The following is a 13922-nucleotide window of genomic DNA, read 5'->3' as shown; positions in this document are numbered from 1 at the left end:
GAAAAAAGACCGAAAACTGTCAAACCTGAAACTATTTTAATAAAAAACCTAGAAAAAGTAATAGGGTAGAAATTGTATAAGTGTTCTCGTTTTGCATCCCATCTTCTTGCCCGTGGGGTGTTTGTTCCGGCTTTTTGGGATAAGTGGCGGGCAGGGTGGTACTAGGGTTTTTTTTCACTAAAAAGCGAAAAACTTTTATGCACCCTTGTTTTTTCATTAACAATCGTTAAACTTTTACCTTGTAAATTTGTCAGGCACACATTCATTTCCATTTATTATGAATATTACAAGGCAGTTTGCTGGTTTGTTACTTGCCTTTCTGGCAATGTTTAGCGCAAATGCCCAAGCTGACACTACATTTTGGTTTGCTGCCCCTGCCGTAACGCCAGGACATGAGAACAAGCCTATTGTGGTGCGCATGGCTACTTACAACCAGCCAGCAGACATTAGCATTTCAGAACCTGCTAACCCTTCCTTTGTGCCCTATAGCTTTCATTTAAGCGCAAACAGTGCTACCACTGTTGACCTTACCACGCAAATAGATTTAATAGAAAACAAGCCTGGCAATACTGTATTAAACTATGGTATTAAAATAGCTGCCACGGCCACCATTTCTGCTTATTATGAAGTGGGCAAAGTACACAACCCAGAAATTTTCCCATTAAAAGGAAAAATAGCTACTGGTTATTCTTTTTTAATACCAGCACAAACACTTTTTAATGATAAAGACAAGCTGAACCCGCCCGCAAAAAACGGGTTTGTGATTGTTGCAACAGAAGACAATACTACCGTTACCGTTACGCTTACTAAGCCAGATTCCATTGGGCACCTTGCTGGAGTGCCATTTTCCATAACGCTGAACAAAGGGCAGTCCTATGCTGTCATTGCTGCTAGCATTGCCGCAGGGGGGCATTTGGGTGGCAGTGCCGTGAAATCGGACAAGCCAATCTGTGTTACCATTTTTGACGACTCGGTACAGCTTGGTACGCATTACGACTTAATTGGCGACCAAATTGTGCCAGAAGCAATAGCTGGCAATCAATTTATTTTAGTAAGGGGCGATTTGAATAACCCCCCAAACAACAATGGCGATTATTTTTTTGTATGGGCTATTAGTGACAATACTACTGTTTCTGTAAATGGCACTGCCATGGCTAAAATCAATAGGGGGCAGTCGTACCAAGGCGCATTCACGGATGCCAATGCGTATATTGCCACAGACAACCCTGTGTATGTATTGCAATTGACAGGTGTACAGCAAGAAGTAGCGGCTACATCATTACCCGGCATAGAGTGCACGGGTTCGCAAAATGTTTCTTTTGTGCGATCAACCACAGAGTATTTTCAGCTAAATGTATTGTGCAAGCAAACAGAAGTAAATAATTTTTTGGTGAACGGGGCTGCAGGCATCATTACCGCTAGTATGTTCCAAGATGTGTCAGGTACAAATGGTATATGGAAAGTGGCAAGGATAACAACAGCTAATTTACCCAATATAAACAATGTAGTATTTGCTGGGGCAGTTACAAGTGTTTCAAATACCTCTGGCTTATTCCATATTGGCTTTTTAAATGGTGCCGTTGGTACAGGTACCCGCTTAGGCTATTTTTCCAACTATGGCTTAGGCAGCCTTGCTCCAATACCTGTGAGCAATGTATGCGACAATAAAAACATTCAGTTGCAGGCCAACCAATACCCCAATACACAATACAACTGGAGAGGCCCGCTAGGCTTTAGCAGCACTATCTACAACCCTAGCATAACCAATGCACAACCAGCTAATTCGGGTACTTATATAGTAACAGCCAATGTGCAGGGTTGCGGCAATTTTACCGACAGCGTGCATATTACCATTTATCCTTTGGCAACGGCAGCATTTAGTAAAAATGACATCGTTTGCTTAGGCAATACAGCAACACTAACCGTGTCGCTAACAGGCAAAGCACCGTGGAAAATGATTTATACTGACGGTAGCAAAAATGATACAATTACTAATATTCCTTCATCGACTTATAGTTTTTCAGTAGCACCATCACAAACTACAACCTATAGCATCATTAACCTTACTGATGCCACGCCTTGCAACACTGGGGCAGTAACAAATAAACCTGGCACATCGGCCACGGTATTTGTAAATCAATTGCCCACTGCTGTTTTTAGTGGCGGCGACAGTTTGTGCATAGGCAAGCAAAAAGCAGTGAGCATTTCGTTAACGGGCAAAGCCCCATGGCAGTTGGCCTATTCCGATGGCGTACAAACAACCACTGTTAGCAATATTACCGTGTCGCCTTTTATGTTTTTTGTGTCGCCAACAGCTACCACTACTTATACTATTACTAATTTAGTGGATAGCAATGGTTGCCAGGCTGTTTTGCCCATTGCTTATACCCTGCATATTTTTCAAAGGCCGGCCACGGCTTTTTCCCTTCCAGCAGAGGCATGTATGCTTGATACTGTTCGCCCAATAGACCAGAGCATTAATAATGGCTTGCATATAACAAAATGGTTCTGGACTTTTGGGGATGGCACAACCGACACCTTGCAAAACCCAGCAAAAGCATATTCAGCAGCCAATCAATTCCCTATTGCCTTATACTCCATTAACAATGCAGGGTGCTACAGCGACACGGTTACAAAACCTATTGTTATCAACCCATTGCCGCAAGCAGCTTTTACCATTGCTGCTGCCCCATATTGCGAAACAAAGCCCATTGCTTTCACTGACGACAATAGCTTGCCCAATGTGGGCAATATCACACGCTGGCAGTGGGATATGGGCAATAGCAGGCAGATAGACACCACTAACGGCAATACATTTACAAATGCCTATACCACCACAGGCAGCTATACGGTGCAGCTAATGGTAGAAAATAGCAAAGGCTGCAAAAGCACAAAAATGCAAAAAACAATCACCATCAACCCGTTGCCTAATGTAGGATTTACCGTGCCTGAAATTTGCCTGAACGATGCTTTTGCCAATTTTAAGGATACTTCTTCCATTGCAGATCCTTCAGAGCAACTTGCCTATAGCTGGAATTTTGGCAGCGCATCTGCATTGCCAACATCATCACACCAATCAATCCAGCAGGTAAAGTACAGCCAAGTGGGCAATTATTTTGTAAGCGATACTGTAACATCTAGCAAAGGCTGCGTGGCTGTGAAAACACAATTGTTTGTGGTAAATGGCACAAACCCTTCGGCTAGTTTTGTACTAAAACAAAGCCCTAGCCAATCAAACATATTGTGCAGCAAAGACTCGGTTACCATTATCAATAATTCTACAAACCCCGATTTTGGCACAATTACCAAGCTGGAAGTTTATTGGGACAATGCAAATAAACCAACAGTAAAAGACGTGTACGAAAACCCCATTACCGGGCAGCAGTTTAGCCATTTGTATCCAGCTTTGCCGCCAACATCACCTAGTGCAAAACAATATACCATAAGGGTAGCGGTATATTCCGGTGGGGTATGCAGCAATGATGCCACGCAGGATATAACATTAAACCCAAGCCCAGAAGTAGCGTTTTCGCCAGTGAAAAGGATTTGCACTGGTTCAGATCCCATTAGCCTTTTGCCCTTGGTATTAGAGCAAAGCGGCGGCGATGGCACTCCGCTTTTTTCTGGCACGGGCGTAAACGGCAATGGTATTTTTAATCCACAACCATTAGCCCCCGGCAGCTATTATACAGTATATAAATACACCACAAAAGTGGGTTGTGCAGATACTGCCGGGCAAGCAATAAAAGTGCTGCCTTCACCGTCTATAACATTGGCAGATCAGGTATATGTGCTGGATGGTAGCCCTGTGGTGCTAAAGCCACTTGCAGTAACAGATACTCCCCTTGTTTATCGTTGGTTGCCTATTGATTACCTCAGCAACCCTGACACGAGTGCTACAATAGCAGTTTTGCCATTTCTTCCCCATGTAGATTCCTTGGGCTATACCCTTACGGTTACTGATACCATTGGCTGTCCTGCTAGTGGTCATACCACACTGATTATACTGCACCCCCCTGCTGTGCCCAACGTGTTTTCGCCCAATGGAGACACAAGAAATGACACTTGGAAACTAAAAAACTTGGATGCCTACCCCGATGCCGTGGTGCAGGTTTTTGACCGATCTGGCCAACTGGTTTATAAATCTGAAGGCTACTATACCCCTTGGGATGGTACATACCATGGCAATCCTTTGCCAGTAGGCACATATTATTATATAATCTCGCCCAAAAATGGGCGGCAAACAATGAGTGGGTCGGTAACGATAATTAGGTAAAACCTATTACTTAGGAGCAAGTTTGGTTAATTTGCCACGAAGGCACGAAGACACAAAGATGCACAAAATTTTAAGGGTAAAATAAGAATAGAGAATAGAGGATTAATTGTTTTTCTTTCTTTTCCTAAAGGGAAATTCCCTTGATACAACCTCAAAATAATTATTGGCTAGCAGCGTGGCTGAATTATTGGTAGGTCCCCATTGTTTACTTTTATATTGCCAGATTACTTGGCCTGTTGTATCGTAGATAAACATACTATTGGTAACATTATTTGCACTTTGGCCAACGGCAAAACTGCTGTTAGTAGCAATTGCGGTAGCTGCATTTAACCCTAGGTCTGTGCCAAAATCATAATCTGGGTTAGACATAGTGATGCTACCAAACATAACACCATCTACGCCAAGATATTTGCACAAAGCGGCTTTGTCTATCCCATACAAATCAGCGTAACCAATATTGGCTTTCCTTAATAAGGAATCTGTTTTTCTTGCTTTTTGAATGGTAATGGTGTATTTATATTCTTTTTCTGCAAACCATTTTTGATACAAAGACTGTATTTCATAAGCTTTTTTCTCTTTTGCTTCTCGCTGTGCATTCGCCGCATTTTGTTTAGGATTGGCATTAGAACCTACCCAAAGTGTAAAGGGCATAATGGCCAGGGTTTTTGCTGTTGTTTCATAATCATCAAACCCAAATGATTTAGAGGAATTATGGGCAACATGCATTTCGGAACATGAAATGAGCGTAATTGCTAGGCAAAAAAAGAATATCAGTTTAAAGCATTGCTGCATCAGCTAAATATTTTGGTGTTTTTGCAAATAAAGGGCAAATCACCTATTTCAACAAATACTGCTTTATCTCTTTTTTAGAATCCCTTTCTTTGATGGTTTGGCGTTTGTCGTGGTCTTTTTTGCCACGGCCAAGGCCTATTTCTATTTTAACAAAATGCTCCTCTGTAAAAAATACTTTTAGTGGCACAATGGTGTAGCCCCTTTCCTTTGTTTTGGCTTCTAGTTTTTTAAGTTCTTTTTTGTGCAGCAACAACTTGCGGTCGTGTACAGAAATATGGTTGTTGGTTGTGCCTAATTTATACTCGGCTATGTACAGCCCACGCACCCAAAGCTCGTTGTTGGCGAACAGGCAAAAGGCATCGTTAAAGCTTACTTTGCCTTCCCGAATGCTTTTTACCTCCGTGCCCATCAATGCCACGCCCGCCACATATTTGTCTTCTATGGCGTAGTTGAAATAGGCCTGCCTGTTGTTCATTTCTTTTGTCACGGTAGCGGAATTTTAAATTTTGAATTTTGAATTTTGAATTACTGGCTTGCCCAATTTAAAATGCAAAATTTAAAATTCAAAATAGGATACTTAGTTTCTAAATAGGGCAATCAATTGCGACAATTTGGCTTTTAATGTTTTCCTATCCTGTATAAAATCGAGGAAACCATGATCGACCAAAAATTCGCTGCGCTGGAAGCCAGGAGGCAAGTCTTTTTTAATAGTTTCTTTTATTACCCGCGGGCCTGCAAAACCAATCAAAGCGCCGGGTTCGGCAAAGTTTAGGTCGCCCAGCATACCAAAGCTAGCAGAAATGCCTCCAAAAGTAGGGTCGGTAAGCAGGGAGAAATATGGAAGTTTGGCATCGCTTAGTTGTGATAACTTGCCACTAGTTTTGGCCAATTGCATTAGGCTAAAGGCACTTTCCATCATCCTAGCCCCACCGCTCTTGCTTATTACTAGGTATGGCAGTTTGTTTTTCAAGCAATAGTCAACTGCACGACTAAATTTTTCGCCCATCACGCTGCCAAGGCTACCGCCTATAAATTCAAAATCCATGCAGGCTATTACCAGTTCCTCGCCATTTACTTTGCCCACGGCAACACGCATACTGTCTTTCAAATCGGTTTTGGCGTGTATGTCATCCAAGCGTTTCTGGTAATTTTTTAAATCGGTAAAATTTAAAAAATCCTTGCTTTTTATATTGTCGAACAGTTCAGTAAATTCTTGCTCGTCAAAAAGTATGTCGTAGTATTCGTCGCTGCCTATGCGGTGGTGGTAATTGCACTTGGTGCAAACAAATAGGTTTTCTTTCAGGTCGGTGGTTGTAGATATAAAGTTGCACTCCGGGCATTTGTTCCACAAGCCCTCGGGTGTTTCTTTTTTATCGGCAGTAGAAGTAAGGATACCTTTTTTCCTGCGTTTAAACCAGCTTCGCCGCCCCGTTTCTTCCTGGTGCGAATCTTCTTCTAAACCTGTAAAAATATTATCCATATCTTCTAGATGTTCTTTTTTCATGTATAAAATATGCTAATCAAAGGCGGTAAAGGTAATGATAATTTGATACAGGTGCAATTTTAAGCAAGTAGCCACGAAGGCACAAAGAGGCTTTTTTGCCACAAAGGCACCAAAACACGATGAAGGACAAGAAAAAGAAGTTTATCTCACTGATAAAATGATTGGGTGCATTTCAAATCTTCGCTTTATATTCCCCTTTTTTTATTTATCAAAAACATACATAATTGATGGTAATAGCTGCATAAACCCTTCAACCTCACCCCAGCCCTCTCCCATTGGAGATGGGGAAAGGAAGAGGGGAAATTGAAGAACTAAGCGAAGATTTAAAATGGCTTTTTCTTCTTTTTCCGATATTTATTTTTTTTACCATTTCCCTTTTTGCCTATAATTCATTGATATTCAGTTGTTTATATTTTTTAAGCCTCTTTTTTTATTATAATTTAAGTGAATTTTATTATAATTCATTGATAATGGAATGATAGTTTTATTATAAGAAACTGATAATTTATTGATAATAGACTGATAAGATTTTGACGGTGAATTATCATTTTCCCCAGCCAATTACCAGCTTGGGCAGGAGCTAAAGCAAATGTGGCTAGTTACTGTTTTACTGTAAAGTTGGCATTGATACGTATAAAGCCCAAAATAAAAATCCTATATGGGGGAAATATGCCCCCATGAGTATCCCAAATTTCCCCCATATAGGATGCTTTTTGAATCTCAAACGTCAAGCGACTTCCTTAGGTAAATAAAATTAAATATATCCTGTTTCTGCACAATAGAAAACAACAAAAAAATAAAATTTTGAAATGCACCCAATAAAAAAGTACAAGATTCAAGAAGGGCTTAAACCCTACATGGCAATATTTTTAAGCAATTCGACTAACTCTTTATCTGACAAATTTTCTTTTTCTGATTTATCGTATATTGATAAGAGGTAAACGGTTTTATCGGTTACAACAAAATGCGTAATTAACCTCGCTCCTCCACTTTTGCCTTTTCCTTTAGAAGCAATAGAAATGCGTATTTTAAAGCAGTTTTTACCAATTGCAGCACCTTGTACTGGATTTTCTTTTAAAGTTGCTATGGTGTCCAGTAGTTCTCTCTTTAAAGAAACATACTTTTTGACCAGCTTACTTGCCTGCCGTTCAAAAACGTCAATTGATTTTACATTATAAGCCATTTAAAAAATCTTCTGCGTTGCGGGCTTCTTTTTTGCCTGCCCTAATTAGTTTCATTTCTTCTACTGCCTCCCTTATATCTTCCATTATTGCCGATTTTGCATCGGTAATTTGCTTGGCCTTCACTTTCGGAATGCTTTGCAACACTTCTAATATGGATTGTGCCTTTTTATCTGGCACATCTAGTAATATTTTCATGGCTTAAAATATAAATGCTTTGTACATTTCAAAATTAAGGAATAAATAAATCAAAAAAAGGAGATAACAGTTGAAAACAACCATTATCTCCTTTTCAATATTCTAAAGCTAGACAACAGGCTAACTACTTATGACTTACGACTTTATTACGCATTCCTATTAATACAGTTCAAGTCTTCAAAAGCTATTTCCAAGCGTTTGCTGAAGCTTTCTTCTGCCTTGCGCAGCCATACGCGTGGGTCGTAATGCTTTTTGTTTGGCTTATCGGCCCCTTCGGGGTTGCCAAGCTGGCCTTGCAGGTAACCTTCGTATTTTTTGTAATTGTTTAAAATGCCTTCCCAGAAAGCCCATTGCAAATCGGTGTCAATATTCATCTTGATAGCACCATAGCCTATTGCTTCCCTTATTTGCTCTTGAGGGGAACCGCTGCCTCCGTGGAACACGAAGTAAACAGGTTTTGGCCCCAAGCCTAGTTCTTTTTGTATATAGTCTTGGCTATTTTTTAATATAATAGGTCTAAGTTCTACATTGCCTGGTTTGTAAACGCCATGCACATTGCCAAAAGCAGCAGCAATGGTGAATAGATTACCCACTTTGCTTAATTCTTTAAAAGAATAAGCAACGTCCTGTGGTTGTGTGTACAGCTTGTCGTTTTCTACATCGCTATTATCAACCCCATCTTCTTCGCCACCAGTTACGCCTAGTTCTATTTCTATGGCCATGCCTAGTGGTTTCATCCTTTTATAGAATTCTACAGAAGTATGTATATTTTCTTCCAAAGTTTCTTCGCTCAAATCCAACATGTGCGAGCTGAACAGGGGCTGCCCTTTTTCTTTGTAAAATTGTTCACCCGCATCTATAAGGCCGCTAATCCATGGCAACCATTTTTTTGCAGCATGGTCTGTATGCAGCACTACTGGCACGCCATAGTATTTTGCTACATTATGTATATGTAAAGCACCGGATACACCACCAGCTATATTGGCTTCGTAGTTGCCGTTTGGCATGCCTTTGCCAGCTATAAACTGTGCGCCACCATTAGAAAACTGGATAATAACAGGCGAATTTACCTTTGCAGCAGTTTCTAAAACAGCATTGATGGTGTTGGTGCCAATGGTGTTTACGGCTGGCAACGCAAATTCATTTTCTTTCGCATCCTTTAAAAGAGCTTCTAATTCTTCCCCAAAAAGAACCCCTGGTTTGTACTTTTTCATGTTTAAACAAGATATGAGTGGTGGATAAAATGTATGAGGCTGCAATATAAGAGAAGTTTGGCTTTCTTGTAAACCAATCATGCCGATGCAGTGTATAAAAATATAAAAGTTAAAAAGACGTGGGGCTGCCAAAATTTCGGAAACGTTCCCGAAAAAGGTTGCCAAGCAACATAAAAAGCATAAAAAAATCGGTGTATTGCATTCTACAGTAAAGAACTGGCATTATTCTTGGATTTATTAGAGAGGGTGCAAGTTGCCTCATAAAAGGATATTGGCTTACAACCTTTTTTTTAAAATTAATTTAATCACCTTTTAAACAAACAAATCATGTCAACAGGTAAAGTAGTAGCAGGCGTTTTGGCTGGCCTTGTAGTAGGCGCAGCAGCAGGATTATTGTTTGCCCCAGAAAAAGGAGCAAGGACAAGAAAGAAAATAGCACAAAAAGGCGAAGATCTAAAAGATAAATTTGATGATGTGCTGGATGAACTAACAGACAAATATGAAAGCATCAAGAACGATGCAGAGTCTTTGCTTAGCAAAAGCAAAGTGCATTTGAATGGGATTAAAAAAACGGTTGAATCAAGCCTTTCGTAAATATTGAGTTTATTTATTTATAGGAGGTTATTGGGCATAATAAAAGTATATCGCCTTGCACTTAAGCTATTAAGGGCTTATGAAAAAGATGCGAAAAAATTTTATTATGCCCAAAAATTATTAATTAATTTATTCAAAGTGCAAAAGATTATTAAGGGATAAATAAAATACATACTTGTTGGGTGAAATACAAGGGCGGAAAGCACAGAAAATTGCAAAGAAATTCAGCAGTAGGACAAAGATTATCAATTTTGAATTGCAAACTTTAAATGTTGGCATGAAAATAGCAATTCACTAGCTGTTGTTTTTAACTTTTAATTAAGAGTTAATCGCATAACAAATTGTGCCTTATTTTGGATATAGCTTACAGTAAACTTAAAAATTCGTTTCAAAATTTGTGCTTACAACTTTGTATAAGACATTATAAATAGGACAAATGCTTTTTCAATAACGCTGCATGAAACATAAATAAAATAGAAAATTTTCAACAAATTAAAATAGCGATACGATTTTTCACAATTTAATACTGATAAACATGACAACATCAACTTACAACAAAATAAGCGAAGCAACAATTGTTGTGCTTTGTACAAGCTTTTTATTATATGTATTCCTAATGTTTTGCGACTTTGACAAAGTACCAACCAATATTGTGAGCATTACCTTGGGGCATACATTAATGGTCATTGGGTTTGTAACCGCTATTTTTGCAATGATTGCAAGTTTTGTAATCAAGCAAATGACTGATAGCGTTGCCTTTATCAGGCTTTTCTCGTTCATTACAACCTTGTTGTATGTATTTACATTTGTATTGACAGGGCTACTGAATAATTTTTAATTCCAAATGCCAAGTATGGCAAAAAAGAAGCGCAAGCGTTTGCTAAAATACTTGCGCTTCTTTTTTTATGACTGCCCCCGAAAATAAACCTATCAAATAAACAAAGGGATAAAAATTAATTGCTTGTATTGGCACATAGTTTTTTTCTTTTTGCTTATTAGGCTTTGTGGCTACAAATACCCATCTTCCAACCATTGCTGCATCGAAACAAACTCCCCTTCTTTCGCCAAGTCTTTTATCAACCAACCTAACCTATCAACCAATTGCTGTCCGCACCATCTTTTTGTGTAGACAGGCAATGCCGTTTCTTTTATGGCATCTGTAAATTCCCATGGGTGGAAATAAAGGCATATATAGCTGTCTTTCCGCAAAGTTTGCAATGCCAAACTTTTGAAAGCAGCGTAAGGGAAATTTTTAAAAGCCAGCCAAAACAAAGGGATACGCAAGTTGGGGCTTACCGATGCCGGTATGCGTACCATGCCATCATCAATGTACTTTGTGCGGGGCAAGTGCCTGTTGTTGTATCTGCCAGGAAGCCATGTTGGGTTTATAGACGAATCGTAGGCATACCCTGCTTTTATCACCTCACTCATTTCTACCTTTCGCATTCGGGGCATACGCAAGCCTGTTACGGGTTTGCCTGTAATGGCTTCTAGTTTTAGTTTTGATGCTAGGAGATGCTTATTTTCAAACTCGGAATGATAATAAGTATGCGATGCAATTTCGTGCTGCGTTGCTAGCTGCCTGATGGTATCGGGGAAATGGATAGCGTAAGTAGCGGTTGTAAAAAGAGTGGCAGTTATGTTTTTATCTTTTAAAAAAGGCATAATTGCTTCAAGCCCTAGCCTGCCTATTTCCAATTGCTCGCTTAGGGCAATCGGTTGGTTATACTCCAGCGGCATGTCAAATTCTTCCACGTCAAAACTCAATAAAATATGCCGCATCACTTAATGTTTGTTTCATTAATAATATAGTGCGGCCTGTTTTTGCTTTGGATAAATAATTTGCCTAGGTACATACCAATGATGCCCAAAATAGTTAGCTGCAAGCCCCCAAAAAAAGCGATTGTTACAATAATGCTAGCCCAACCGCTTAAATTGTTCCCCCTCCACAAACTGTACAATACATACGGCACATAAAGCAAAGACAATAGTGAAAAAGTAAAGCCAACATATATGGCGATAGATAATGGCTTGGTGCTAAAAGAAGTAATGCCTTTTAGTGCAAACTGCACCATTTTTTTGTAGGTATATTTGCTTTGCCCTTCAGTTCGTTCGGCGGGCATATATTCTATGGACGACTGCTTAAAACCAAGCCATTTTACCAGCCCACGCCAAAAAAGGTCAACTTCTTCAAATGTTTTAAGTATGTCCACTACCCTTTTGTCCATTAACCTGAAATCGGCCGTACCGCTTTCTATTTCTATATCGCTAAGGCTATTTAAAACATTATAGAACCACATGCTCGACTTCCGCTTGAAATACGACAGTTCCTTTTGGTCTTGCCGTACCGTAAAAACAACGTCAGAACCTGTTTCCCATTGCTCTAGCATAGGTGCTAGCAATTCGGGCGGGTGCTGCAAATCGCCATCCATTGTTATCACGCAATCCGCATTGCTTACATCAAAGCCAGCTTTGAGGGCATTTTGATGCCCGAAGTTTTTAGAAAAAGACACAAAAAAAATATGTTGGTTCTTTGCCGCCTGTTCTTTTATTACCTGCAGGGTGCCATCTCTGCTGCCGTCGTCAATAAAAGTAACAGTGAAGCTATATTTTGCCTGCATAGGCTGAAGCACATTGTTTATTGCACGCAGGATATTAGCTATATTTTTTGCTTCATTATAAACAGGTATTACTATGGAAACATTTTTTTTCATCCTTCTGCAATTTTGGCTTGAGAAACTGAAAACCCGGAAACTAACAATTGATATGCCGTAGCTAGCCAAACCAAGCTACATGGCAACGCCTTAATGCTATATGCCGTGATAAAATGCTGCCGTACATATGGGGGGAAAAAATCTGTTGAAGAAAAGCTAGTAAAAATAATTACAAAACAAAGTAGCCATTTTTTCCAGCTTGACAAGGGTTTTTCCTGTGCAATAAACCATATAGCCACGCCCACAACTGCAATAACATAAGTAGGGCTTTCGGCAGAGGAGCTAAGCACCACCACGCCAATTAAGGTTATAGCCAAATACAACAGCCTAAATGGCAAATGTTGATATTGTTTAAACCTAATAATTGGTAAAACATATAGTAACATAGCAGGTGCAAGCACCCACCAACTAGGCATACTGTAATAATGCGAAACACGGCGTATAAAACCCATGGCACTAATATCCTGCATGCCGCCAACAGCCGACAGGTTGATGTTGGCTATGTTTTTTTCTACCAAGCTACTGTACCAATCTTTATAAGATTGTACTAGGAAAGCAGGGGATGTAATGATAACAGGCAAGGCAAACAATATGACTAGCCAAAAAACAAATGACCAAATAAAGCGTATTTTGTTTTTGCTAAATAGAAAAAAGGCTAACCCACCAATGCCATAAATTTTGGTAAGGAAGCCTATTACTATAAAAAAAGTTGCCCAAAAATCGTTACCTTCTTCTACAAATACAAACGATAGTATAATAAAGCCTGTAATCATGGCATTGAACTGCACATTATGTATAGAGGTCATTAGCTCTACAGCGGCAATCAGGTAAATACTCATTTTTGCAGCATTGGCTATAGGCAATTTTTGTATGGCCCAATACAAAACCCATGCGTTGGCAATACACCAAAAAAAGCATCCTATATAAACAGGCATCAGGGCAAAAGGGGCAATTACAATGGCAAATAATGGCCCATAATGGTTTAAGTCCCAATATTCATTTGGGTAGGTTGCAAATAGGTTCTGGTGCTTTGTAAGATGCCAAAAAACTTGTTTGTATATAATATAATTGTTAATATCGTCTATGCCCCTACTCATTTCCAGCAGCACCGCTACAATGGTTAGTAAAAACCATATAAATACAGGCATACTTATATGCCAAAGGCCAATATGCACTTTTTTTGATATAAAACTTGTTGCTGCTCCCCTCAGCTTATTCAATGTAATTGCAAGCATTTAGCATTTTAAATTTATTGTGCTGTATATGCAAAGAAAATGAATTTACAGCATGTTTGGCAACTGCTCGCTATATAAGTTTTCAAAAAGGGAAGAAAGAAAATAGGCTACTACTCAGGTACAAGTTTGGTTAATCTGCCACGAAGGCACAAAGAAGCACAAAGGTTAAGGGAAGAAGAAAAGAAAAAGAAGAAAACTCTTATGTAGCAATATC

The 13922-nt window shown here is 39.4% G+C and carries 12 protein-coding genes; 3 read left to right on the top strand and 9 right to left on the bottom strand.

What is annotated here, in order from left to right; genetic code table 11:
* Positions 1-277: 277 nt before the first annotated feature.
* The gene (locus ACHFIY_RS07320) at positions 278-4276 is read left to right on the top strand and encodes a PKD domain-containing protein (RefSeq protein ID WP_410845420.1); all 3999 of its coding nucleotides are present in this window, start codon (positions 278-280) and stop codon (positions 4274-4276) included.
* 102 nt (positions 4277-4378) lie between these two features.
* Here ACHFIY_RS07320 and ACHFIY_RS07315 read toward each other — a convergent pair whose 3' ends face one another.
* The 6 genes from ACHFIY_RS07315 to fbaA form a co-directional block, all read right to left on the bottom strand.
* Entirely contained in the window at positions 4379-4927 is a 549-nt protein-coding gene (locus tag ACHFIY_RS07315) for a hypothetical protein (protein ID WP_410845419.1), read from the bottom strand.
* Between the two features lie 184 nt (positions 4928-5111).
* Positions 5112-5555 (bottom strand): SsrA-binding protein SmpB, encoded by a 444-nt coding sequence (gene smpB, locus ACHFIY_RS07310; RefSeq protein WP_410845418.1) that lies wholly within the window; start codon positions 5553-5555, stop codon positions 5112-5114.
* A gap of 90 nt (positions 5556-5645) precedes the next feature.
* Positions 5646-6572: an acetyl-CoA carboxylase, carboxyltransferase subunit beta gene (gene accD / locus ACHFIY_RS07305; RefSeq protein WP_410845417.1), complete on the bottom strand. Its 927-nt coding sequence runs from the start codon at positions 6570-6572 to the stop codon at positions 5646-5648.
* Positions 6573-7425: 853 nt separating this feature from the next.
* The gene (locus ACHFIY_RS07300) at positions 7426-7755 is read right to left on the bottom strand and encodes a type II toxin-antitoxin system RelE/ParE family toxin (RefSeq protein ID WP_410845416.1); all 330 of its coding nucleotides are present in this window, start codon (positions 7753-7755) and stop codon (positions 7426-7428) included.
* Positions 7745-7951 carry a hypothetical protein gene (locus tag ACHFIY_RS07295; RefSeq protein WP_410845415.1) on the bottom strand — a complete coding sequence of 69 codons (207 nt, stop codon included), beginning with the start codon at positions 7949-7951 and terminating at the stop codon, positions 7745-7747. The genes ACHFIY_RS07300 and ACHFIY_RS07295 overlap by 11 nt, the downstream gene beginning before the upstream one ends.
* 146 nt (positions 7952-8097) lie before the next feature.
* Entirely contained in the window at positions 8098-9165 is a 1068-nt protein-coding gene (gene fbaA, locus ACHFIY_RS07290) for a class II fructose-bisphosphate aldolase (RefSeq protein WP_410845414.1), read from the bottom strand.
* A 327-nt stretch (positions 9166-9492) separates the two neighbouring features.
* On the opposite strand from fbaA, the gene ACHFIY_RS07285 reads away from it, so the two are divergent.
* Together ACHFIY_RS07285 and ACHFIY_RS07280 are read left to right on the top strand one after the other, a co-directional pair.
* A complete protein-coding gene (locus ACHFIY_RS07285; RefSeq protein ID WP_410845413.1) occupies positions 9493-9759 on the top strand; it encodes a YtxH domain-containing protein in 267 nt (88 codons plus the stop codon).
* A 535-nt stretch (positions 9760-10294) separates the two neighbouring features.
* Positions 10295-10597 (top strand): hypothetical protein, encoded by a 303-nt coding sequence (locus tag ACHFIY_RS07280; protein ID WP_410845412.1) that lies wholly within the window; start codon positions 10295-10297, stop codon positions 10595-10597.
* A gap of 170 nt (positions 10598-10767) precedes the next feature.
* Here the strand turns inward: ACHFIY_RS07280 and ACHFIY_RS07275 are convergent, their stop codons facing one another.
* From ACHFIY_RS07275 to ACHFIY_RS07265, 3 genes are read right to left on the bottom strand one after another with little or no spacing between them, the layout of a single operon-like run.
* Positions 10768-11541: a polysaccharide deacetylase family protein gene (locus ACHFIY_RS07275; protein ID WP_410845411.1), complete on the bottom strand. Its 774-nt coding sequence runs from the start codon at positions 11539-11541 to the stop codon at positions 10768-10770.
* The gene (locus ACHFIY_RS07270; RefSeq protein WP_410845410.1) at positions 11541-12473 is read right to left on the bottom strand and encodes a glycosyltransferase family 2 protein; all 933 of its coding nucleotides are present in this window, start codon (positions 12471-12473) and stop codon (positions 11541-11543) included. The genes ACHFIY_RS07275 and ACHFIY_RS07270 overlap by 1 nt, the downstream gene beginning before the upstream one ends.
* Positions 12470-13708: a glycosyltransferase family 87 protein gene (locus ACHFIY_RS07265; protein WP_410845409.1), complete on the bottom strand. Its 1239-nt coding sequence runs from the start codon at positions 13706-13708 to the stop codon at positions 12470-12472. The genes ACHFIY_RS07270 and ACHFIY_RS07265 overlap by 4 nt, the downstream gene beginning before the upstream one ends.
* Positions 13709-13922: the final 214 nt, after the last annotated feature.

It is taken from the genome of Parasediminibacterium schistidii (assembly GCF_046546515.1).
Taxonomy (GTDB): domain Bacteria; phylum Bacteroidota; class Bacteroidia; order Chitinophagales; family Chitinophagaceae; genus Parasediminibacterium.
The sequence above is the reverse complement of the archived record's forward strand: the minus strand, read 5'-3'. Positions and strand labels throughout refer to the sequence as shown.